Raw genomic sequence first — 21,383 nt, forward strand, 5'->3', positions numbered from 1 at the left:
GGAGTCTTCAACGCTTCGGCGATCAGTGGCCAGACTTGACGGTGAAAGGATGCATAAACGTGATGCGGACTGGGGAGATCCGTTATCCGGACAGCTGGTAACGCGGTGCGGACACAGGCAAACCGGGCGACATCACCCGAGAGGGGGACCATCCACCCACATCTACGCGCGAAGAAGGGCCCCGGGTACCGAACCCGGTCCTCCGCCCGTGAAGTGCGGACGTCAGTACGCCCCCCGCACCGGCGGGTAGCCGTAGCCACCGGCCACCGGGGCCGGTGCCGGGGCGTGGGCCTCGCGGTCGTAGAACGGGCGAGCGCGGGCGCGCAGCCACATCGCCACCGGGTCGTCCTCGTCGGACAGCGCGACCGTGGACACCGGCAGACCCTCTGGGACGGCCGTGACCGACTGCTGCATCATCGCCCGCACCGAGTCGACGGCGGGCGGTGAGGTGTCGTAGACGTCCAGGCCGATCGCCAGGTACGGGGCGCCGAGGGCGGGCTGCACCCAGGCGCGGCGCAGGGAGCGCACGGCGGGCGTGCGGTGGGCGTTCTGGGTGAGCAGGGCGTAGAACTGCGGGATATCGATGGCCGGTTCGGACAGCCTGAGGGGGCCCGCGGGCTGGTGCTCCAGGCCGGCGGCGATGCGGCGCAGGTCCAGCCAGGGGATGCCGACGCCACCGCCGGGCGCGTGCGGGTTGAGCCACAGGCCGTAGTGGCCGGGGTAGAGGGCGCGGGCCACGTCGGCGCCGTCGATCACCTCGTAGGAGCGGGTCCAGCCGCTGGCCGAGAGCTCCTGCGCGGAGGTGACGCAGGGCGCGTAGCCGTGGCCGTCCACTTCCATGGTCGCGTACTGGGCGTCGGGCGAGCCGGCCTGGCCGTGCCAGAGCAGCATCCAGACCCTGCCGGCGGACGGCGTCGCGAGCGCGCGCAGGAGCGCCTCGTAGGCGTCGTAACGCCCGGGCGTCACCTGGCGCAGCATGTGTTCGACCTGGCCGGCCGTGGTGCCGCTCGCGCTCACCCCGCTCACCCTTTACCGCCCCTTCGCCGACGATGTGCTCCGCATATGAAACCAGGTTAGGTGGGTCCGCTGACAGCCGGTGCGCGGTGGCTGCCGCCGGCCGCGGGTGCCCAAGAGCTCGGGGTCTGCTGCCGGCCGGCGGGTGCGGGTCGTTCGTGGCTGGGCGCGCAGTTCCCCGCGCCCCTGAGGGGGCGCCCCTGACGGGGCACCATGCTCAGTACCCCTGCTGGTAGAACGGCCGGACCTTCTCTCTCATCCAGTCGGCCACCGGGTCCTGGGCCACGTCCAGGAGGACCAGGTTGACCGGCCACTTGACCGCCACCTTGGCCAGGGCGCGGCCCAGGGCGTCCATGGGGAGGGTGCGGAGGTCGCCCTCCCACTGGGAGAGCTCCACGCCGACGAACAGCACCGGGTCCGCCGTCTCGATGGCGGCGAGGCAGCGGCGTGCCGTGAGGACCACGCCGGTCGCCGTGAACTCGGCGGACGCGGCGGCGAGGAAGTCCACCGGGTCGTCCTGCCAGTCCGGTTCGAAGAGGCGGACGCGGCCACCGGTCGTGGGGCCGTCCAGCGGGGTGCGTCCGACGCGGCACAGCTCGGCCACCGCCTCCGGAGGCAGGGGTATGCCGACCACGCCGTCCGGGTTGACCGCGATGCCGACCTGCGGGGGCAGCCCGCGGGCGAACTCGGCGGCGGGCGCGATGGTGTACGGCATGTGGCCGCCGGCGGCGTGGCGGAACTGCTCCTCCGAGCTGAACACCGGGACGTACGCCTGGCCCTCGATCTCCAGCGTGGGCAGGTCGAGGGGGCCGCTGTGCGGGCCGCCGCCGTTCGGCAGCGGCACCCACAGGAAGCTGCGGCCGAGCACCTCGACGATCCGGCCGCCCGCCGAGGGGATGCCGAGCGAGGCGGAGAGCACCTCCTCCAGCTCGTTGCCCGGCCATCCGCCGTGCGGATGGGGGTGCGCCTGTGCCGGGAAGTCCGCGGGAAGGTCCGCCGGGATGTCCATCTGCCTACCGCCTGCCGAGTACCACTGGTGTGGCGAAAAGGCTAACGGGTGCGCGGGCACCGCGATTCATTCCGCTGATTCCGCCCGGTCCGCGAAGTCGATCCGGCGCAGCACGTCCGCCGCGTCCCGGTCGAGCAGGACCGCCGAGCCGCAGCCCTCCGGGAGGCGGCCCCGCTCGACGGCGCTCAGCAGCTGACGGGTGGCGCGGCGGTGGCGCAGGAAGGCGTACCGGGAGACGCCTCGGCCCCGCTCGCGCTGGCCGTCCAGGGCCGTGTCGGGGGTGACGTCGAGCAGGAGCAGATGCAGCGTGCCGCCGCGGCGCCGGGCCTCGCGGGCCAGCCAGGTGCGCACCCAGGTCTGGGTGCCGCAGTCGTGCACGACGACTCCGCTGCCGGCTCGCAGGGCCCGGCGCAGGCCCGCGTAGTGCGCGAGGCGGACCAACGGGCGGTAGGCCCCGTACGGCAGGAAGCGGGCCAGGCGCGCGTCCCAGCGGTCGCGGGTGTCCTGGGAGTCGACGCGGGCGCCGCGCACCGTGCGCCGCATGAGCGTGGACTTGCCGCTGCCGGGCAGGCCGGTGACCGCGACGACGTCGCGGGCGCCGAAGGTGAGCCCGTACGGGCTGTGGCCCCCTCGGTCGCGCAGGTCGCGGACCACCGGCGCCGGCACCGGCGCGCCGGCCTCCCGGGCCGGGGCTCCGGGCTGCCGGGGTACCGCGATGCCCGTGGTGATGGCGTACGCCGTCGTCCTGTCCACCGTGATCGTCCTCCCTTGCGGTCAGGAAGTCCCATCCCCGCCGAGTGTAAAGAGAAGGTAATGGACGGTTTCTCCCGATGGCGTTCGCGTACTGCCACAAGCCGGTCACAGATGCGTCCGGAAGCCGGTCACGGAGGCGGCCCCGGGCCGGTTGCCCACGCGGCCTGCCCACGATCGGGCGAGGCGTGCAATGATGTGCGCGCCAACTGCATACCGGCCGCTTGAATCCGCGCGGGAGAGTTCCGGGGACGTACGGGGTACGTACGTGGGCCCGGGCGCCGAAGGAGCAAGTCCCTCCCTTGAATCTCTCAGGCCCCGATACCGCGCGGGCGAGGCACATCTGGAAAGCGGGCCGCTTCTCGGTGGCTCCACCCAAGGTGCAAGCCGTGACGACCCGCTGTGCGGGCGTTCATGGCGAACCTCTCAGGTTCCGATGACAGATGGGGAGGACCGACCTCGCCCTCCCCCACGCTCGAATGCGCTCGCGCGGGGGGACCCACGCCCTGGGAGCACAACCGATGAGCAGTAGCCCCCTGCGCCGCACCTCGCTCGATGCCCTGCATCGTTCGCTCGGCGCGACGATGACCGACTTCGCCGGCTGGGACATGCCCCTCAGGTACGGCTCCGAGCGCGACGAGCACGTCGCCGTCCGTACCAAGGCGGGGCTGTTCGACCTCTCGCACATGGGCGAGATCACGGTGACCGGGCCCGAGGCGGACCGGTTCCTCAACCACGCGCTGGTCGGCGACATCGCCTCCGTCCGCGTGGGCCGCGCCCGCTACACCATGATCTGCCAGGAGGACGGCGGCATCCTGGACGACCTGATCGTCTACCGGCTGGCCGAGGCCGAGTACATGGTCGTCGCCAACGCCTCCAACGCCCAGGTGGTCCTCGACGCGCTGACCGAGCGTGCCGCGGGCTTCGCCGCCGCGGTGCGCGACGACCGGGACGCGTATGCGCTGATCGCCGTCCAGGGCCCCGAGTCCCCCGGCATCCTGAAGTCCCTCACCGACGCCGACCTCGACGGCCTGAAGTACTACGCCGGCCTGCCCGGCACGGTCGCGGGCGTCCCCGCCCTCATCGCCCGCACCGGCTACACCGGCGAGGACGGCTTCGAGCTGTTCGTCGCGCCCGAGCACGCCGAGAAGCTGTGGCAGGCGCTGACCGAGGCGGGCGCGCCCGCCGGTCTGGCCCCCTGCGGGCTCTCCTGCCGGGACACGCTGCGCCTGGAGGCGGGCATGCCGCTGTACGGGCACGAGCTGAGCACCTCGCTGACGCCGTTCGACGCCGGGCTCGGCCGGGTGGTGAAGTTCGAGAAGGAGGGCGACTTCGTGGGGCGGGCCGCGCTGAAGGAGGCCGCGGCCCGTGCTCAGGAGAACCCGCCGCGCGTCCTCGTCGGCCTGGTCGCCGAGGGCCGCCGCGTGCCGCGGGCCGGGTACCCGGTCGTCGCGGGCGGCGAGGTGATCGGCGAGGTCACCTCCGGTGCGCCCTCCCCCACGCTGGGCAGGCCGATCGCGATGGCGTACGTCGACGCCGCGCACTCCGCGCCGGGCACGCCCGGGGTCGGTGTGGACATCCGGGGCAGCCACGAGCCGCACGAGGTCGTGGCGCTGCCGTTCTACAAGCGCCAGAAGTAGGCACTCGGCGGACAGGTGACGTGATCCCGCGCACCTCCGCCGGGCTCACGCACGTCTCCAGCAGTACTCCCTTCACCACCACTCCCCCGCGTACAGGAGAATTCAGGCCATGAGCAACCCCCAGCAGCTGCGCTACAGCAAGGAGCACGAGTGGCTGTCGGACGCCGAGGACGGCGTCGCGACGGTCGGCATCACGGAGCACGCGGCGAACGCGCTCGGCGATGTCGTCTTCGTCCAGCTCCCGGAGGTCGGTGACACGGTGACCGCGGGCGAGACCTGCGGCGAGCTGGAGTCGACCAAGTCGGTCAGCGACCTGTACTCCCCGGTCACCGGCGAGATCACGGAGGTCAACGAGGACGTGGTCAACGACCCGTCGCTGGTGAACTCCGAGCCGTTCGAGGGTGGCTGGCTGTTCAAGGTGCGCGTGTCCGAGGAGCCGGCCGACCTGCTGTCCGCCGACGAGTACGACGCCCACATCGCCGGCTGAGGAGCGCACCCGCAGATGACCCTCCTGAACACGTCCCTGCACGAGCTCGACCCGGAGGTCGCCGCAGCGGTCGACGCCGAGCTGCACCGCCAGCAGTCCACCCTCGAGATGATCGCCTCCGAGAACTTCGCCCCGCTGGCGGTCATGGAGGCGCAGGGCTCGGTCCTCACCAACAAGTACGCCGAGGGCTACCCCGGCCGCCGCTACTACGGCGGCTGCGAGCACGTCGACGTCACGGAGCAGATCGCCATCGACCGGCTCAAGGAGCTGTTCGGCGCGGAGTACGCCAATGTGCAGCCCCACTCCGGCGCCTCCGCCAACCAGGCCGCCCTGTTCGCGCTGGCCCAGCCCGGCGACACCATCCTCGGCCTGGACCTGGCGCACGGCGGCCACCTGACCCACGGGATGCGGCTGAACTTCTCGGGCAAGCAGTTCGACGTGGTCGCCTACCACGTGGACGAGACCGGCCTGGTCGACATGGCCGAGGTCGAGCGGCTCGCCAAGGAGCACCGCCCGAAGGTGATCATCGCGGGCTGGTCGGCGTACCCGCGGCAGCTGGACTTCGCCGAGTTCCGCCGGATCGCGGACGAGGTCGATGCCTACCTGTGGGTGGACATGGCGCACTTCGCCGGTCTCGTCGCGGCGGGCCTGCACCCGAACCCGGTGGAGTACGCCGACGTCGTCACCTCCACCACCCACAAGACGCTGGGCGGCCCCCGCGGCGGCATCATCCTCGCGAAGAAGGACTTCGCGAAGAAGCTGAACTCGTCCGTCTTCCCCGGCTTCCAGGGCGGCCCGCTGGAGCACGTGATCGCGGCCAAGGCGGTGTCCTTCAAGGTCGCCGCGTCGGAGGAGTTCCGCGAGCGCCAGCGCCGTACCGTCGAGGGTGCGCAGATCCTCGCCGAGCGGCTGACGGCCGCCGACGCGCGCGAGGCCGGAGTGAACGTCCTGACCGGCGGCACGGACGTGCACCTGATCCTGGTCGACCTGCGCGACTCGGAGCTGGACGGGCAGCAGGCCGAGGACCGCCTGCACGAGGTCGGCATCACGGTCAACCGCAACGCGGTCCCGAACGACCCGCGCCCGCCGATGGTCACCTCCGGCCTGCGCATCGGCACGCCGGCCCTGGCGACCCGAGGCTTCACCGCCGAGGACTTCGCGGAGGTCGCGGACGTCATCGCCGAGACGCTGAAGCCGTCCTACGACGCGGAGGGGCTCAAGGCCCGGGTCAAGGCCCTGGCCGAGAAGCACCCTCTGTACCCGGGTCTGAACAAGTAAGTCACCTTTTGCGGGGCACCGCGCACACTGGGAGTACCGGCGTGCGCGGTGCCCGCACCCCTGTAGCACCCCCTTTTGCACCACCCCCGTAGCGAGGAGTCACCCGTGGCCGTCTCGGTCTTCGACCTGTTCTCGATCGGCATCGGCCCGTCCAGCTCCCACACGGTCGGCCCGATGCGCGCGGCCCGCATGTTCGCCCTCCGGCTGGGCAACGAGGAACTGCTGGCGTCGGTGGCGTCCCTGCGCTGCGAGCTGTACGGCTCCCTCGGTGCGACCGGCCACGGTCACGGCACCCCGAAGGCGGTCCTGCTCGGCCTGGAGGGCGCCTCCCCGCGCACGGTGGACGTCGAGACGGCCGACGAGCGGGTGGAGGCGATCAAGGCGAAGGGCCGTCTGAAGCTACTCGGCGAGCACGAGATCCCGTTCTCCTTCGACGACGATCTGATCCTGCACCGCCGCAAGGCGCTGCCGTACCACGCCAACGGCATGACGATCTGGGCGTACGACGCCGAGGGCAAGGAGCTGCTCTCCAAGACGTACTACTCGGTCGGCGGCGGCTTCGTCGTGGACGAGGACGCGGTGGGCGCCGACCGCATCAAGCTGGACGACACGGTCCTGAAGTACCCCTTCCGCACGGGCGACGAGCTGCTGCGGCTGACGAAGGAGACGGGCCTGTCGATCTCCTCGCTGATGCTGGAGAACGAGCGGGCGTGGCGGTCTGAGGAGGAGATCCGCTCCGGGCTGCTGGACATCTGGCGGGTCATGCAGGCGTGCGTGGCGCGGGGCATGTCCCGGGAGGGCATCCTGCCCGGCGGCCTGAAGGTGCGCCGCCGGGCAGCCGTCACCGCGCGCCAGCTGCGCGCCGAGGGCGACGCGACGGCCCGCGCGATGGAGTGGATCACGCTCTACGCGATGGCGGTGAACGAGGAGAACGCGGCCGGCGGCCGGGTCGTGACCGCCCCCACGAACGGTGCCGCGGGCATCATCCCGGCGGTCCTGCACTACTACATCAACTTCGTGCCCGGCGCGGACGAGGACGGGGTCGTGCGCTTCCTGCTGGCGGCGGGAGCGATCGGCATGCTCTTCAAGGAGAACGCGTCGATCTCCGGCGCGGAGGTCGGCTGCCAGGGCGAGGTCGGCTCGGCCTGCTCCATGGCGGCGGGCGCGCTGGCGGAGGTGCTGGGCGGCACCCCCGAGCAGGTGGAGAACGCGGCCGAGATCGGCATGGAGCACAACCTCGGCCTGACCTGCGACCCGGTCGGCGGTCTGGTCCAGATCCCGTGCATCGAACGCAACGGCATGGCCGCGGTGAAGGCGGTCACGGCGGCCCGGATGGCGATGCGCGGCGACGGCTCGCACAAGGTCTCCCTCGACAAGGTCATCAAGACCATGAAGGAGACCGGCGCGGACATGAGCGTCAAGTACAAGGAGACGGCGCGGGGCGGGCTGGCCGTCAACATCATCGAGTGCTGAAGCACCGGGCCTGAAGGAACAGGCCTGCGGGAACAGCCCTCGACATGGCCCGTCATGGCTGCCGGGACCGGCCCTCGGTCATGACGGAGCACACGAGCGTCTGCGCGGCAGTGGTCGGTCGCCCGGCCGGGTCTCAGTGCAGGGTGATCACCGTTGCGTCGCCGACGGCTCCCCGGGTGGGGATCTTTCGCGTTGTGGTTCCACGCCCGCCGATCAGCTGCTTCAGGGCTGCCGGGCCGGGTTGCAAGCGCCCTCGTTCGAAGAGCACAAGGCTGACCCTTGTGTGAGGGGGCGGTTTCATCCGGCGGTACTGGCTGTATGTGACCGCGTCGCACCCTGAGTACCAGCCCATCTCGGGCTCGTATCCGGTGACCAGGAGACAGGGCTCGTCGGAGGCGAGCTGCCGGGCCACAGGCACGGTGGAGGCACCGAGTCGTTCGGGGCCCGGCATCGCGCCGTGGGCGACGACTTGAGCGGTTCCGAGCACCGTGACCGCGGTCAGGACCGCTATGGCCGCAAGCACTCCCGATGCCCAGTGGCCGACCCGGTCCGCCGTCTCGGACACCCCCAGAACGGTGAGAAGCACGACCGAGAGATATATGAACCGGGGCTCTCCGTCCGTGGCGAGTCCCAGGATGACGCAGATCAGAACGGCCGACATGCCCAGAAACGCGGTTCGCCGGTCATGCGCTCGCAGTTCGCCGCCATGCGCACGATGAGCACGCCACAGTCGTCGTACCGCCCCTGCCATCGCCACGAGCCCCGCGGCCATGACGACGGCTCCCAAGTCACCGGCCAGGCGGTAGGGGAAGATCGCGATGTAGTAGACGAGGCCGTCGCCTATGAATCTGCGTTCGGCCTGATCGGTCGCCCAGAAGATGATGCCCAGCGGTGAGCCGGTGGTCCTGGTCGCGTAGACGAAGTGCGGCAGGAGGCCGAGTACCAGGATCACCGCCGCGAGACCCAGGCGCCGCCCTTGGGCGAGCCAGGCACGGGGCCCATAGGCGATGACGGCGGCCGATGTGATCGCCAGCAGGTTTCCGACGACTCCGTACCGCAGGTAGAAAGCGGCCAGCGTGACGAACGGCAGCAGGAGCAGCGCCCGGGAGTTCTTCTTCTCCTGCGTCCGGACCAGGAGGAACACCACGATGAGCAACAGCCCGGTGGCGCCTATGTCGTTGAGGAACTCAGGGAGCCTACGGAGGAAACCGAGTCCGCTGAGCAGCAAGAGCATGACCACGACGGCCCGGCGGCGCGACAGCCACTGAGCGGCGACCAGATACACGACTGCCAGCGTGAACAGGCTCAGAAGCAGCGCGACGGCGCGAAGGGCGCCGACGTCGTCGTGCACGGCGAGCGCCAGCCTGCCGAGAGCCGGAAGCCCGACGGGACGGTAGAGGCCCCAGCCCGCGTCAGGGGTGCCGTCCAGCCAGAAGCGGGCCTTGTTGGCGTAGACGGCTTCCTCGTGGGCGAAGTGGGGCTCTTCGTCCTGCAACCACGCCCAGACGCCGCACGCCAGGAGCAGTACGCCCACGACGTACACCGCGGCAGGCACACGCCGCAGCAGGGCCAGCGTTCTCCGGACAGAGGCCGGTACGCCGGCCTTTGACCAGCGAGGACGGCACAGCAGCCAAGCGGGAGCGGCTCCGAGCAGGTACGGCCAGGGTTGCCACCCGGGCAGCCGGCCACCCATCCCGACGATGATCAGAAGCTGTTGCAGGGCCGCGGCCACCGTGAGCGTGACGGCTGTGACAAAGGCTGCTCGACGGAGCGGTGGAGCGACGGCGGAGGAGTTCGCAGAGGCTGTTCCACCCGCAGGAGAAGCGGCCTTCACCTTGTTTCGGTACATGTCCGGTTTTTCTCTGGCCCACGGGCCAGTGCGAGAGCATGGCGCCGTGGCCGAAGCGCCCGGCGGATGGGTGATCGACGGCCGGGGTCGCCGCTCAAGCGACAAGGGAACTCTCGTGGACCGAGTAGACGGCGTCGCACCGGTCGCGCACGTAGTCGTCGTGGGTGGCGATGACAACGGCGCATCCGGCATCGCTCATCTCCCGGAGGATGTCGATGACCACTGTGGTGTTGGCATGGTCGAGGGCGCCGGTCGGCTCGTCGGCCAGCACGAGCGCCGGTTTCTTGACCATGAGCCGGGCGAGCGCCACACGCTGTTGTTCTCCGCCACTGAGGTGGTGGATCTTCTCCTTCTCCCGCCCCGCCAGGCCGACGCGGTCGAGGGCCTCGGCGACGGTCGTACCGGCATTGCCCCGCAGGGTCCGCTGCGGCTTGACGGCAACCTCCAGGTTGGCCGCGACGGTGGCGTTCTCGATCAGGGCGTAGCTCTGGAAGAGGTAACCGAGAACATCGCGACGGAACCGGCGGATCTCGCCCCGGCCGAAGCGGGTTATGTCCTTTCCCTCATGACGGATCGTCCCCGCGCTCGGCTTGTCCAGGAGCCCGATGCAGTTGAGGAGGGTGGACTTCCCCGATCCGCTGGGGCCGACAAGGGCGAGCATCTCGCCGCGGCTCACGGTGGCGGTGACATCGGACCACAGAGTACGGGTGCCGAAGGTCTTCGACAGCTTGACAATATCGATCACGACAACGCTCCTGGGTGCTCCTGCTGAGTGGGGGGAATGCGTCTGCGCCGGCTCACCTCTCGGCAGCCCCGTCCGTCACGATGCGCCGGTGGAACACCGCGAGAGCGAGAAGCACGGCACAGACTTCGGTGACGACCAGCCCGGCGATGACACCGAGGTCCGATGCGGTGATCTGGACGGGCGGGAAGGGCGCGGGAATGCCCCGGGAGGTGAACTCCCTGACTTCCTGGTGCTGTTGCCAGACCTGAATGGGCACCCACCAGGCGATGAAGGCCGCGAGGACACCTTCCACGGCGAGGATGAAACGGTGGGTTGCGGCGAATGTCCAACCGCTGATGTGCTGCGCGAAGACTGCCTGCGCGTGCTTGCGCGCGTGGATGAAGCAGACGCCGATGCCGGTGGCGAGGAGCACGGCCACACCTGCGAGGAGGCTGAAGAGCCGCAGCCGGAGGCCGTTGACGGCGTCCCTCAGCCCCAGTGCGGCGCTCTGCCCGACCGGGCGCACGGAGGTCACATACGTTCCCAGTCCGGTCTTGTCGGCCGCCATGGCGTTCAGGGCATCCTCAGGGTCGGGGAAGACGATCCCCTCCTGGGTGGCGAACGCGGTGTAGGTGTCGTCGGTAAGGATCTTCGAGCCGTTCGGCACCACGACGAGGACCGGGTCACGCACCAGCGACCGGTCCTCGTTCGGGTGTCCGCCGGAGTTGTAGCCGAAGACGCTCTGGCCACTTCGCGCTCGGAGTGTTTCCACCCTCAAATGGCGACGGACATCCGGATCCAGTCGGCCCAGTACCTCGGGGACCGCCGCGCCGATGTCCGACGCGTGGCGGCCGAGGGATTCGGGGACGATGACGCGCACCGCACGGGCCTCTGCCGCCTTCCCGTCCTGAGCCACCGGAGGGTAGCGCCGTCCCATCGGGTCGAGGACCGACTGCTCGGCGAGGAAGGTTTCGTTGACGACGAGCATCTCGCCCTGCGGGAGGTGCGCGTCGGAGGAGGCGTCCTGCAGATCGCGGCGCCCGGCGACAATGATCTCGCCCGCCGCGTCGGCCCGGCGCAGCCACCGGCCCACCTGCGTGATCACCTGCTCCTCCTGGCCCACCAGGCTGCCGTTGAGGCGGATGGTCACGGCGTCGCCCACCTTGGCGTAGGTGTCCTGGTCGGCCTGACGCGCAAGCACGTCCTGGCCCGCCAGCGCGATGTCCATGGCGATACCGAGGGCGAGGAGCAGCGCGGGGATACGCACCAGGTAGGTGCAGACGAACGCCGCGCGGGCAGGCAGCTCGCCCTTGAGTGCACGCAGTACCTCGACCCTGAAGGTCAGCGCGAGCACGGCGGCATGCGCGGCCAGTACCAGCACCATGAGCACGCCGGCGAGGGCCGCGGTCACCCCAGCGAACAGCCCCAGCCAGGCGAGACCGTTGTAGAAGCCGAGGAGAGCCAGCACGACGGCGGCCACAGCACCGGCTGCGACCGACCAGAACAACGCCAACTGCCTGAGGTCACGGGCGAGGATGTCCAGGAAGGACTTGCCCTGCAGACGCAGTACCGCGTACGCCTTCGCGCTCAGCAGCACGCTTGCGCCGGTCATCGTCACGGCGGCGAGAGCGACCACCAAGAAGGACCGGAACAGGTCGCCGCCCGAGAATCGAAGGACGAGTTCGCGGTACGAGAACGGGTGCTGCACGCTTGCACGCAGGCCGAGATCCGCGAACTCGGCGACCAAGGCATTCGCGGCCTCGGACGATCCGAAGACGTAGTAGTAACCTCGAGGGTCCCGCTGTCCGAGATCGGCGATCGGGTGTACGTCCGTCGTGTACTGCCTGCTGAACTCCGGGTAGCCCTCGTCCAGCCACGACGCGGCATCGGATTTCGGTGCACCCGAGGTCAGATACAGGTGTCGGCGACCGTCGGGATTCCTCGTGTCGGGCAGCTCACGAGCCACCGAGACCCTGTGCTCGACCGAGAACGAGGCGATGGCGCGGGTCACCTGTGCGCCGCTCACCGAATCGTCGGAGTCGAACACCCAGATCTGAGCCGAATTACCAAGGACCAACTCCTCGTCCAGCCCTCGCACGAACAGAAAGGCCGTCATCGCGGAGATGACCAGCACGGCGGCGTGGACGAACTTGATACCTCGGTGCAGCATCGGTTACCTAGGTTCGGGCACTCGGGAGCGCGTCGTGGGAACGTACTGTGAAAAGCCTGACTGCGGGAGGGACAGCAGTCGTCCCGCAGTCAGGCCTGGCAACCCCGTGGGGCCGCGTGTGGAGGGGTGTCAGCAGGAGGCGTCGTAGAACGCGTCGTTGCGGATGTCCGACTTCTCCACCGAGGCCTTGGACCACTTCCCGTTCTTGGTGCAGCCGCTGTAGGCCCAGATCGCACCGTGCACGGAAGACGAGTGGTAATTGACCTTGTGGTAGAAGTTCGAGTACGCGTAGTTCGCGCCCACGTCGTAGCTCCACCTACCCCCGCTGACGTCGACCGACTTGGCCAGCGCGGGAGCGGCAGCGGCCATGACTATGACGCCGGCCGCAGCAACCGCCTTGAGCCCGCCTTTGATTCTCATAAACAATTCCTTTTCGGTTTGATTTTGCCGTGACTGGCGCGTCGATCTTACGACCGCGACTCGGCTGGATCAATTCTTTTGCTTGCCGAATTCGATCGCCGGGAATTCCTGGTTTTTACAGCAGGTCGCCGTGCGCAGCAAATAGCCCGGCGAGGCGTAAAAGACCGGAAACCCATAACGGAAATTTATGGCGCAAATCCATGGCCGCATCGAGCCGGCGGCATCGGAATGCGTGAACCGGATCAGGCGGCGATCCAGGGAACACGGCAGGCGTGGGGCTCCATGCCCTCCGGGCACAAAGCCTTGATCACCGCTTTGCGGATCGCTCGCCATGTCCGCAGGGAGCAGACCAACCGGACGCACAGCTCGACCGGTTCTCGCGCGCCGCTGTCCTGGTCAGGATGCTCCCAGGCCCACTGCTCCGCCAGGATGCCGTACACGTCCGAGGTCGTCAGGTCGCTCCCGGGGAGGGTGCGTGCGACGGTCACTCCGACGATTCGTGCGCTCCGGGAAGCCACGGCTTCCTCGACGAGTTCCCTGACCCATGTGAGCCACTGCTCGTCCGCGTACAGACCGAACCTCAGAGTGCGCGCCCTCATGGCATCAGATCCTCGTGATCGTCTTCTTCGTGCAGTGCTTTGCGCGGTAGCCGGTGGGCATCTGGTCGTTGGCGTTCTTGATGGCCGCCTTCCAGGCGTCCGGCTGCGTCTTGGCTTCGCCGTGCCCCTGGACGAATCCATGGGCCGTGTTGTCGGAGATGCGCATCTTGGTGCATTGCACATGCGCCGCCCATCCGCTCGCGGCCTCCGCGGGAGCGGCGGCGCCGAAGGAGAGCAGCGCCGCGACGGCGGTGGCGACAAGAGGGCCGGCGGCGAACAACTTACGCATAAGCGTTTCTCCTAGGGATCGATATTCCGTAAGGGGGCACAACTGACCGTCATCGGGCCGCGCATGATGCGGCCCGGTTGCCGAGACGTGCTGATTTCCTGTCGGCTTATCGACGATGGAGGCCCGCAGAGCCGCCGCTGACGCGGATGCCTGAACTGCCCACTCGCCCTCGTCGGCAAGGCTTGTGCCACTGCCGGTCATCATGGAAAGACATGAAGAATTCCCCCGGTTTGGCCCACAACAGGCCAGACGACGTGCTCGCACACGGCTGAGCACGATCTTGCATTCTCGCCACTGGTCGGGCGGCGATCATGAAGCTGTACCCCGATTTTTGCCACTGGTCAGGCGGCGATCTTGAAGCTACATTGCCGCCGCTTTACACACAACCTGAACGGGCGTGACCTGGACCACACTTGACGGGATGGTGGAATTCCGGCCAATGCGGCTTGATCCTGCCGCCAGAGCGAACTGCGTTCTCCTGAACCAAGCGGCCGGTTGCCCCCCAACCCTTCGTCCAGGGGCTACCGCACGGTAACCACCCTCTCCTACGCTGCCGCCAACTCGGTGACGACGAAGGGGAGTTGGCCCATGCGTGTGGTGAGACGGTCGGCGGCGCTGCTGGGTGCCGCCGCGATGCTGATGGTGGTGCCGGGGAACGCCCACGCGGCGTCGCCCACGTTCGCGGACGCGACCACGATCGGGACGCACAACGCGTACGAGAAGGACAAGTACACCTACTTCGCTCAGGCCCTCGACTCGGGGGCCTCACTTCTGGAACTGGACGTCTACACCGACAGCATCAGCAAGCGCTGGCGGGTCAGTCACAGCAATCCGTTCGGCGACGACAACAACTGCGAGGCCGCGAAGACCCCGAGCGAGCTGTACAGCAAGAACCGCAACCAGGACCTCGGCAGTTGCCTCGACAACATCGCGGCCTGGCACCAGTTGCACCCCGACCACCGGCCGATCGTCTTCAAGGTGGAGATGAAGAACGGCTTCAACAACAACGGCGGCCTCGGACCCGACGAATTCGACGCGCTGGTGCAGCAGAAGCTCGGCAGCATCGTCTACAAGCCGTCCGACCTGCTCGGCTCCTCCTACTCCACGCTCGACGCCGCCGCGAAGGCGAACGCCTGGCCGTCCCGGGACTCCCTCAAGGGCAAGGTCGTCTTCGAACTCATCCCCGGCACGGTGGAGATGAACAACCCGTTCGACCACTACTGGACCGACCGGGAGTACGGCGACCACCTGCGCGACCTGTACGCCGCCGGGAACATCTCCAAGGCTCAGGCCTTCCCCGCGGTCCTCGGCGCGGCCTCCGGCGACCCGCGCACCAGCCGCTACGACGCCTCCATCCGCCCGTGGTTCGTGTTCTTCGACGGGGACGCGGCGACGTACGTCAACAACGGCTACGACACGGCCTGGTACGACGACAACCACTACATCCTGATCATGACCGGCGCGGCCGGCGTCTCCCCCGCGATCTCGTCCACCGACCCCACGGACGCCGAGGTCGCGGCACGCCTGTCGCTGCTCGCCCGGGACCACGCCAGTGTGATCACCTCCGACTGGGCGGCGAAGTCGGCGTCGGTCCTCAGTTCGGCCGCCGACCGGGGCTGACGTCCGAACGCAGGGGGCATACCACCCGTACAAAGGTGACAACAGGCATCGATCCCTGTCGATGTCTGTTCCCCCACCACCTCTTCAGGGAGCCCCCATGCTGCGAGGCATCGACGTCAGCGCGTACCAGTCCTCCGCGTACGACACGGACGGCCTCTCCTTCGTCTTCATCAAGGCGACGGAGGGGCGTTCGTATGTGAACCCGAAACTCTCCGCCCAGACGAAGACCGCCCGGGACGCCGGCTGCGTGGTCGGCTTCTACCACTTCCTGTGGCCGGGTGACATCACCGCCCAGGCCGAGTACTTCGCCGGCAAGGCCCCGGAGAGGGCGGGTGATCTGCTCGCCGTGGACTGGGAGACCACCGGCGACGGGACGCACGCGAGCAACGCGGAGAAGGACGCCTTCATCCGCAAGGTGAAGCAACTCCGCCCGCACAACCGGGTGCTCCTCTACACGAGCCGCAACTTCTGGCTGACCGTCGACACCACCTCCTACGCCGGGGACGGCCTGTGGATCGCCGACTACGTCACCGCGGGCAAGCCCCGGATCAGGGCCCAGTGGCGCTTCCACCAGTACACGTCGGACCCGGTGGACCGGAACGTGGCGAACTTCTCCAGCAAGGCGGCGCTCAAGGAGTGGGCCGGGGACGCCTGACCGACGCCGGCCCGCTTCTCTGAGGCGACGCCTACGCGCGGAACTCCGCAGGGCGCTCGGGCGACGCCTGCTCCAGCGCCTTGGCGACCTCGTCGACGCCGGCGCGCAGGCCGTACACCGGGGTGCCGGGCTGCTGGCGCCAGGAGTCGTCGATGCCGCCCGCGTCCACCGTGTCGAAGCCGAGCTCCTCGATCAGGTCCCTGACCTTCGCCTTCGCCGACTCCTCATCACCCGCCACCGGAAGGGCCATGCGGTCGGGGGCGCCGGCCGGGCGGGGGCGCTCCAGGAGGTCTTGGGCGTAGGTGCCGTTGAAGGCCTTGATCACGGGATGGCCGATCTGCCGTTCGGTCCAGCGGCTCTCGGTGAGGCCCTCGTCCTCGATCGCCGCGATCCTCCCGTCCCGCTGCTGCGGGTAGTAGTTGCCGGTGTCGATCACGGCTACCCCCTCGGCCGCGCCGTCCAGCAGCCCGGACGGCAGGTCCGGTACGGCCTTCACCGGGATCGTGATCACGACGACCTCGGCGCCGCGGGCCGCGTCGCCGACCGTGACGGGGGTCGCGCCCGTCTCCTCGGCGAGTTCGGTGAGCGTGTGCGGGCCGCGGGAGTTGGCGACGGAGACGTCGTGGCCGAGGGCGGTGAGCCGCCGGGTGAGGTTTCCGCCGATGTTGCCCGCGCCGATGATGCCGATCTTCATGACTCGCCTCGCCCTTTCCGGGGATCGGTGTTCGTGCACAGCCTGTGGGGCTGTCCTCAACCACCGGACAGGGCGCGCCATTCCGGTCCGCGGGCGAACGGGTGACGTCCGTCGGTGAGACCCGGGACGACGAAGGGGCGCCGGCCCGCACGGCCGCCGCCCCCGTATCGCGTCACTTGCTCAGGTGCGCCCAGAACTCGTCGAAGGACAGGACCTTGTCGCCGTCGAGGTCGCGGGACTTGATGATGGCCTCGGCCACCGCCTCGGTGACGTTCCAGTCGCCCTCCTGAGCCAGGGCGGTCTTGAACTCGGCGGCGGTGATGAAACCGTCACCGTCCGCGTCGATCCGCGCGAAGTGCTTGCGTGCTTCCTCGATGTCCGCCACCGGTCCGCCCCTTTTGTGTCGCGTGCGTTCTGTCGTGTCGTCGTACTGACGCAGGTCAGACTAACGGCCCGCGCGAGCCCGCAGTGCGGCGACCACCCAGGCGAACTCCTCCTGGTGTGGTGGCTGGGGCTGGTCGTTCACGATGGACAGCAGTTCGCGGTAGCGCGCGACCCGCTCGTCGAAGGCCGCCTCCATGCGTTCCAGCACAGCGGCCCGGTCGGTGTCGCCGAGCAGGTCCCGCAGCACGGCGTCGGCCTCGGGCGCCTCGGGCGCGATGCCCCGCTCCCGCGCCCCGCCCGCCAGTTCGACGAGTCGTTTGGCGAACCACAGGGACGCCCCGGCGGGGACGTCGGGCCCCCGGTCGGCGGCGTTGAACTCGGCCGCCCTGCGCATCTGCGCCCGGAACCGCGGGTCCTGCATCATCTCGGCCAGCTCCACCCAGGCGTCGACCTGCTCGGGCGTCGGGTCGTCGGGCAGGTCGGCCGCCGTACGGCGCATCCGCTCCCGGATCTCCGGGTCCAAGGTGTCCAGCCCGTGGAGCATCTCGTCCACGAACTCCTGCACGATCCTCTGCCGCTCGGCCGCCGACAGCCGCGCCAGTTTGTTCATCAGCGTCATCTCCTCCGCACTCGAACCCCGTCGCGCCACCGTCGACAGCACCGCCCTGGTCACCTTCAGAGCCCGGATCTGCGCGTCCAGGGCCGCCACGTGCGCGGCCGCCACCTCCGCGGCCGTCCGCTCGCCCGCCAGCACCCCGCGCACGTCTGCCAGGCCGAGGCCCAGCTCGCGCAGGGAGCGGATCAGCTCCAGGCGCGCCACGGACGCGGCGTCGTACAGCCGGTAGCCGCCCGTGGAGCGGGCCACCGGGGGCAGGACGCCCTCGTCCGACCAGTAGCGGATGGTGCGCACGGTCAGTCCGGTGGCGCGGGCCAGGTCGCCGATGGTGAAAAGGTCGGTGCCGTCGTCGATCACGTCTGCGAGTCTGGGCCTTCCAGTGGGTGGAGACTCAAGGAGCGTACGGTGGCGGTGGCGGAGGGTCTGCGGGACATCCTGGACGCGGCGGCACGGGGCGTCTTCCCGCCGCCGGACGGCCGGACGACCGTCGTGCCGCAGCCCTCCCCCCGGGACGCGGGGGTCGTCGCCTTCACCGCGCACTCCGTCGTGTTCACGGACGAGGATCCGCGATGGGTGCGGGAGACGTTGCGGCGTGCCGACTGCGATCCCCTGGCCGCCACCATGAACGCCCGGTTCCTGGCCGCCCTCATGGAGCGGACGGGACGCGGAGCCGAGACCATCGACGCGCTCCTCGTCGCAGCTCCCCTGCCGGGCGAGCCGTCGCTCGCACTGGAGGAGATCAAGGAGCCCGACCATCCCCGGGTCGTCTACGCCCGCCGGCGGCGCGACGACGTGCGCGCCTGGGCGGCGGACGGCGGCGTGCTCGTGCTGGGGCGCGGGGTCGCCGGGCGGCTGGAGGTCTCGGTCGAGGTGGAGGAGGGGGTACGGCAGCGGGGGCTGGGGCGGCGGCTGGTGGGTGCGGCCCGGCAGCTGGCCGCCGAGCCGGTGTGGGCGCAGATCGCGCCGGGGAACGCCCGCAGCGTGCGGGCGTTCCAGGCGGCGGGGTACCTGCCGGTCGGCGCGGAGGCGCTGCTCCTCGCGCCTTAGAGCGGCGTCAGCGGAAGACGCCCGTGTGGCCGAGCGAGTAGCGGCCCGGCTGGGGGTAGACGGCGAGGCCGTGCGGGCCGCTGCCCACCCTGATCCGGGCCAGCTCCCGGCCGGTCTCCGTGTCGATGGCGTACACCTCGGAGTTGTAGCGGCCGGACAGCCACAGCACCTTGCCGTCCGCCGAGACACCGCCCATGTCGGGGCTGCCGCCGCCCGGCAGGCGCCACTTCTTGGTCAGCCGGTTCTCCTCGAAGTCGAAGACCGAGATGGTGCCCTCGCCCCGGTTGGAGATGTACATCTCCCGGGAGTCGCGGCTGACGTAGAGCCCGTGCGTACCCTTGCCGGTGGGCAGGAAGGACGGCTTGGCGAAGGTGTCGCCGTCCAGGATCCACATGCCGTCGGCGACCATGTCGGCGATGTAGAACTTCTTTCCGTCCGGGGAGATCTTGACGTCCTGGGGCATGGCACCGCGGTGGGGCAGCCTCTGCTGGCCGATCACCTTCATCTTCTCGGTGTCGACCTTGAGCAGTTCCCCGCTGAACTCGCAGGAGACGATGAAGTAGCGTCCGTCCAGCGAGAAGTCGGCGTGGTTGACGCCGTAACAGCTCACCGGGACGGCCTTCTTCACCTTCATGGTGTGCGCGTCGCGGAAGACCAACTGGCGGTCCTTGGAGGCCATCACCACCGCGTACTTGCCGTCCGGTGTGAAGTACAGGTTGTAGGGGTCGTGCACGGCGACCGGCTTGCCCGCCTCGCCGGTCCTCGGGTCGATGGGCGTGAGGGAGTTGCCGAGGTCGTTGTTGACCCACAGTGTCTTCAGGTCCCAGGAGGGCACCACGTGCTGGGGCTGGCGGCCGACCCGGATCGTCTCGATGACCTTGTAGGTCTTCGGGTCGATGACGGAGACGGTGTCGGAGTTGGTGTTGGGTACGTAGACCCGGGACCGGAAGCCCTTGACCACCGGGGAGAGCTGCCCTGGGCGGTCGGCGGCGTAGACGTCCTTGGGGTTCAGGACGGGCGGCATGCCCGGCAGTCCCTGGGGGGCCTGGGCGCGCCGGACGGGGGCCTTGGAGGCGGTGTCCTCCTCCTTCTTGTGGGGGGATCCGCTGCTGCAGCCGGCCAGCACGGCGAGGGCGGCGCCGGCGATCAGTACACGAGTGGCGGTCGAGGGATGCATCAGCTCAGCAGCTCCGTGGTGGTCACCGCGGTCAGGCCGCGGTCTTTGAGGGCGTGCAGGATGTCGGGGACGGCGGCGACCGTGTCCGGGTACCCGAAGTGCAGGCTCACCACCGATCCGTTGCGGATGTCGTCGGTGACCTTGCGGGTGACGGCGACGGCGCCCGGTGAGGTGTAGTCGAGCGAGTCGACGTCGTACGACAGGATGTGCGGATAGCCGGCGCGGCGGGCCAGGCGTTCGACGAGCGGCGTGGCGCGCTGCGCCCGGGACGGGCGGAACCAGGCGCCGATGCCTCCGGTGAGATGCCGCAGCCGCTCGGCGCATCCCTTGATCTCGGCGAACGCCTGCTGCTCGGACATGGCGTTGATGTCGAGGTGGCGCAGGGTGTGGTTGCCGAGGTCGTGACCGCCCTCGATGATGCGGCCGGCGACCTCGGGGTGCTCGTCGAGCCAGGTGCCGACCGCGAGGACGGTGACCTTGGCCCCCGCCTTCTCGGCCGCATCGAGGATCGCCTTGGCGTAGGAGGGGTCGCCCTGGCCGTGGAAGGTGAGCGCGACCCGGGGGCGGTTGCGTGGACCGCTCGCGATCTGGGCGGGCCGGCCCGGGAAGGAGCGCGGAACCGGTGCGGCGACCGGGACGCGGGATCCGGTGGCGGAGCGCGGGCTTCCGGTGGCGCGGGAGGGGAGGGCCCGGTGGACGACGGTGTCGCCGGGCGAACAGGCGGCGGCGAGGGCACCGGCGGCGGCGAGCCCCGCGCCCGCGCGCAGAGCCGCGCGGCGGCCGGGCACCGTGCGCGCGGTGTCCGTCTCACGGTCGGTCTCGCGGTCGGACGAGGGGGGAGGGACGGGGGTGGTCACTCTCCCCATTTAAGGACGGTTTGATGCCGAAATCGGCGATTTGACCTTTTCATGGAAGGGGCGGGTCGCGGTCACCGGTCGGCGACCCGCATCTCGAACCAGGTGGTCTTGCCGCGCGGCAGCAGGTCGACACCCCAGCGGTCGGCGAGTTTGTCGACGAGGAACAGGCCACGGCCGCTGAGGTCCAGTTCCTGTACGGGCATCAGGCACGGCAGTCCGCGGGAGGGGTCGCGGACCTCGATGCGGATCCAGCCGCGGCGCCGCCGCATCCGTAACCCGAAGACACGTGCGCCGGTGTGGCGCACGGCGTTCCCGACGAGTTCGGAGACGAGCAGGACGGCGTCCTCGGTCATGCGCGGGCCGAGCCCCCACTGCCGCAGGATCACGACCTGGGCGAGCCTGCGCGCGATGGCGGCGGATTCGGGCCGGGACGGCAGCGGCACATCGGCCTCGGCGGGGTTGCCGTACAACTCCACTACCTTGAGCGCCTGTTCGTCCTCGACCGCAGGCGACCAGCGTGCCGCGGTGGCACCCCCGTGCCGCCGCGGCGGCTCCATACCCTCCAGCCCCGCCATGGACCCATCATGGCCGTCCGGAGGGTGGCCCGGGGTCGTTACGACGGAATACGCCC

22 protein-coding genes and 1 riboswitch are annotated in these 21,383 nt (G+C 69.7%); of the genes, 7 read left to right on the top strand and 15 right to left on the bottom strand.

Features of this window, described 5'->3' with window-relative positions; genetic code table 11:
• Nucleotides 1-222: 222 nt before the first annotated feature.
• The 3 genes from ACIRC0_RS30420 to ACIRC0_RS30430 form a co-directional block, all read right to left on the bottom strand.
• Complete coding sequence (locus tag ACIRC0_RS30420) at nt 223-1,017, bottom strand: enhanced serine sensitivity protein SseB C-terminal domain-containing protein (protein WP_403622372.1); 795 nt, start codon at nt 1,015-1,017, stop codon at nt 223-225.
• A gap of 214 nt (nt 1,018-1,231) precedes the next feature.
• The gene (locus ACIRC0_RS30425) at nt 1,232-2,023 is read right to left on the bottom strand and encodes an enhanced serine sensitivity protein SseB (protein ID WP_403622270.1); all 792 of its coding nucleotides are present in this window, start codon (nt 2,021-2,023) and stop codon (nt 1,232-1,234) included.
• Nucleotides 2,024-2,089: 66 nt separating this feature from the next.
• Entirely contained in the window at nt 2,090-2,782 is a 693-nt protein-coding gene (locus ACIRC0_RS30430; RefSeq protein WP_403622375.1) for an AAA family ATPase, read from the bottom strand.
• A 216-nt stretch (nt 2,783-2,998) separates the two neighbouring features.
• Nucleotides 2,999-3,110, top strand: a riboswitch (glycine riboswitch).
• Between the two features lie 184 nt (nt 3,111-3,294).
• Here ACIRC0_RS30430 and gcvT point away from each other — a divergent pair.
• The 4 genes from gcvT (at nt 3,295) to ACIRC0_RS30450 (ending at nt 7,651) form a co-directional block, all read left to right on the top strand.
• On the top strand, nt 3,295-4,413 hold the full coding sequence (gene gcvT / locus ACIRC0_RS30435) for a glycine cleavage system aminomethyltransferase GcvT (protein ID WP_403622272.1): 1,119 nt from the start codon (nt 3,295-3,297) through the stop codon (nt 4,411-4,413).
• A 109-nt stretch (nt 4,414-4,522) separates the two neighbouring features.
• Nucleotides 4,523-4,900 carry a glycine cleavage system protein GcvH gene (gene gcvH, locus ACIRC0_RS30440; RefSeq protein ID WP_103837998.1) on the top strand — a complete coding sequence of 126 codons (378 nt, stop codon included), beginning with the start codon at nt 4,523-4,525 and terminating at the stop codon, nt 4,898-4,900.
• A 15-nt stretch (nt 4,901-4,915) separates the two neighbouring features.
• Nucleotides 4,916-6,178: a serine hydroxymethyltransferase gene (gene glyA, locus ACIRC0_RS30445; RefSeq protein WP_403622275.1), complete on the top strand. Its 1,263-nt coding sequence runs from the start codon at nt 4,916-4,918 to the stop codon at nt 6,176-6,178.
• 105 nt (nt 6,179-6,283) lie between these two features.
• Nucleotides 6,284-7,651, top strand: a complete 1,368-nt coding sequence (locus ACIRC0_RS30450) for an L-serine ammonia-lyase (RefSeq protein ID WP_403622278.1) — start codon at nt 6,284-6,286, stop codon at nt 7,649-7,651.
• A gap of 133 nt (nt 7,652-7,784) precedes the next feature.
• On the opposite strand, the gene ACIRC0_RS30455 is transcribed toward ACIRC0_RS30450, so the two are convergent.
• The 6 genes from ACIRC0_RS30455 to ACIRC0_RS30480 form a co-directional block, all read right to left on the bottom strand.
• On the bottom strand, nt 7,785-9,206 hold the full coding sequence (locus ACIRC0_RS30455; RefSeq protein WP_403622281.1) for a glycosyltransferase family 39 protein: 1,422 nt from the start codon (nt 9,204-9,206) through the stop codon (nt 7,785-7,787).
• 388 nt (nt 9,207-9,594) lie between these two features.
• On the bottom strand, nt 9,595-10,245 hold the full coding sequence (locus ACIRC0_RS30460) for an ABC transporter ATP-binding protein (RefSeq protein ID WP_263232190.1): 651 nt from the start codon (nt 10,243-10,245) through the stop codon (nt 9,595-9,597).
• A 52-nt stretch (nt 10,246-10,297) separates the two neighbouring features.
• Entirely contained in the window at nt 10,298-12,394 is a 2,097-nt protein-coding gene (locus ACIRC0_RS30465; RefSeq protein ID WP_403622284.1) for a hypothetical protein, read from the bottom strand.
• Nucleotides 12,395-12,523: 129 nt separating this feature from the next.
• Nucleotides 12,524-12,814, bottom strand: a complete 291-nt coding sequence (locus tag ACIRC0_RS30470; protein WP_403622287.1) for a lactococcin 972 family bacteriocin — start codon at nt 12,812-12,814, stop codon at nt 12,524-12,526.
• Between the two features lie 242 nt (nt 12,815-13,056).
• Nucleotides 13,057-13,413, bottom strand: coding sequence for a hypothetical protein (locus ACIRC0_RS30475; protein WP_403622290.1), 357 nt, complete (start codon nt 13,411-13,413; stop codon nt 13,057-13,059).
• Nucleotides 13,414-13,417: 4 nt separating this feature from the next.
• Entirely contained in the window at nt 13,418-13,702 is a 285-nt protein-coding gene (locus ACIRC0_RS30480; protein WP_263232186.1) for a hypothetical protein, read from the bottom strand.
• Nucleotides 13,703-14,290: 588 nt separating this feature from the next.
• Between ACIRC0_RS30480 and ACIRC0_RS30485 the strand changes: the two genes are divergently transcribed.
• Together ACIRC0_RS30485 and ACIRC0_RS30490 are read left to right on the top strand one after the other, a co-directional pair.
• On the top strand, nt 14,291-15,322 hold the full coding sequence (locus ACIRC0_RS30485; RefSeq protein WP_403622293.1) for a phosphatidylinositol-specific phospholipase C domain-containing protein: 1,032 nt from the start codon (nt 14,291-14,293) through the stop codon (nt 15,320-15,322).
• A 97-nt stretch (nt 15,323-15,419) separates the two neighbouring features.
• Nucleotides 15,420-15,977 (top strand): glycoside hydrolase family 25 protein, encoded by a 558-nt coding sequence (locus ACIRC0_RS30490; RefSeq protein ID WP_403622296.1) that lies wholly within the window; start codon nt 15,420-15,422, stop codon nt 15,975-15,977.
• A 31-nt stretch (nt 15,978-16,008) separates the two neighbouring features.
• On the opposite strand, the gene ACIRC0_RS30495 is transcribed toward ACIRC0_RS30490, so the two are convergent.
• The 3 genes from ACIRC0_RS30495 to ACIRC0_RS30505 form a co-directional block, all read right to left on the bottom strand.
• On the bottom strand, nt 16,009-16,752 hold the full coding sequence (locus ACIRC0_RS30495) for an NADPH-dependent F420 reductase (protein WP_403622299.1): 744 nt from the start codon (nt 16,750-16,752) through the stop codon (nt 16,009-16,011).
• Nucleotides 16,753-16,843: 91 nt separating this feature from the next.
• The gene (locus ACIRC0_RS30500; protein WP_200422491.1) at nt 16,844-17,056 is read right to left on the bottom strand and encodes an EF-hand domain-containing protein; all 213 of its coding nucleotides are present in this window, start codon (nt 17,054-17,056) and stop codon (nt 16,844-16,846) included.
• Between the two features lie 60 nt (nt 17,057-17,116).
• A complete protein-coding gene (locus ACIRC0_RS30505) occupies nt 17,117-18,028 on the bottom strand; it encodes a MerR family transcriptional regulator (protein ID WP_403622303.1) in 912 nt (303 codons plus the stop codon).
• A gap of 54 nt (nt 18,029-18,082) precedes the next feature.
• Between ACIRC0_RS30505 and ACIRC0_RS30510 the strand changes: the two genes are divergently transcribed.
• Nucleotides 18,083-18,718, top strand: coding sequence for a GNAT family N-acetyltransferase (locus tag ACIRC0_RS30510; RefSeq protein ID WP_403622378.1), 636 nt, complete (start codon nt 18,083-18,085; stop codon nt 18,716-18,718).
• A gap of 7 nt (nt 18,719-18,725) precedes the next feature.
• Here the strand turns inward: ACIRC0_RS30510 and ACIRC0_RS30515 are convergent, their stop codons facing one another.
• The 3 genes from ACIRC0_RS30515 to ACIRC0_RS30525 form a co-directional block, all read right to left on the bottom strand.
• Entirely contained in the window at nt 18,726-19,895 is a 1,170-nt protein-coding gene (locus ACIRC0_RS30515) for a YncE family protein (RefSeq protein ID WP_403622306.1), read from the bottom strand.
• A complete protein-coding gene (locus ACIRC0_RS30520; RefSeq protein ID WP_403622309.1) occupies nt 19,895-20,761 on the bottom strand; it encodes a polysaccharide deacetylase family protein in 867 nt (288 codons plus the stop codon). Before ACIRC0_RS30520 ends, ACIRC0_RS30515 begins: the two co-directional genes overlap by 1 nt.
• Before the next feature lie 62 nt (nt 20,762-20,823).
• Nucleotides 20,824-21,327, bottom strand: a complete 504-nt coding sequence (locus ACIRC0_RS30525; RefSeq protein ID WP_403622311.1) for an ATP-binding protein — start codon at nt 21,325-21,327, stop codon at nt 20,824-20,826.
• Between the last annotated feature and the right edge of the window lie 56 nt (nt 21,328-21,383).

Source organism: Streptomyces sp. NPDC093984, from assembly GCF_044764595.1.
GTDB lineage: Bacteria > Actinomycetota > Actinomycetes > Streptomycetales > Streptomycetaceae > Streptomyces > Streptomyces cynarae.

Coding starts and splice junctions, on each gene's coding strand:
- ACIRC0_RS30425 (WP_403622270.1), bottom strand. CDS start 2,023: ATGGACATCCCGGCGGACCTTCCCGCGGACTTCCCGGCACAGGCGCAC.
- gcvT (WP_403622272.1), top strand. CDS start 3,295: ATGAGCAGTAGCCCCCTGCGCCGCACCTCGCTCGATGCCCTGCATCGT.
- gcvH (WP_103837998.1), top strand. CDS start 4,523: ATGAGCAACCCCCAGCAGCTGCGCTACAGCAAGGAGCACGAGTGGCTG.
- glyA (WP_403622275.1), top strand. CDS start 4,916: ATGACCCTCCTGAACACGTCCCTGCACGAGCTCGACCCGGAGGTCGCC.
- ACIRC0_RS30465 (WP_403622284.1), bottom strand. CDS start 12,394: ATGCTGCACCGAGGTATCAAGTTCGTCCACGCCGCCGTGCTGGTCATC.
- ACIRC0_RS30470 (WP_403622287.1), bottom strand. CDS start 12,814: ATGAGAATCAAAGGCGGGCTCAAGGCGGTTGCTGCGGCCGGCGTCATA.
- ACIRC0_RS30475 (WP_403622290.1), bottom strand. CDS start 13,413: ATGAGGGCGCGCACTCTGAGGTTCGGTCTGTACGCGGACGAGCAGTGG.
- ACIRC0_RS30480 (WP_263232186.1), bottom strand. CDS start 13,702: ATGCGTAAGTTGTTCGCCGCCGGCCCTCTTGTCGCCACCGCCGTCGCG.
- ACIRC0_RS30485 (WP_403622293.1), top strand. CDS start 14,291: ATGCGTGTGGTGAGACGGTCGGCGGCGCTGCTGGGTGCCGCCGCGATG.
- ACIRC0_RS30490 (WP_403622296.1), top strand. CDS start 15,420: ATGCTGCGAGGCATCGACGTCAGCGCGTACCAGTCCTCCGCGTACGAC.
- ACIRC0_RS30495 (WP_403622299.1), bottom strand. CDS start 16,752: ATGGCGCGCCCTGTCCGGTGGTTGAGGACAGCCCCACAGGCTGTGCAC.
- ACIRC0_RS30515 (WP_403622306.1), bottom strand. CDS start 19,895: ATGCATCCCTCGACCGCCACTCGTGTACTGATCGCCGGCGCCGCCCTC.
- ACIRC0_RS30520 (WP_403622309.1), bottom strand. CDS start 20,761: ATGGGGAGAGTGACCACCCCCGTCCCTCCCCCCTCGTCCGACCGCGAG.
- ACIRC0_RS30525 (WP_403622311.1), bottom strand. CDS start 21,327: ATGGCGGGGCTGGAGGGTATGGAGCCGCCGCGGCGGCACGGGGGTGCC.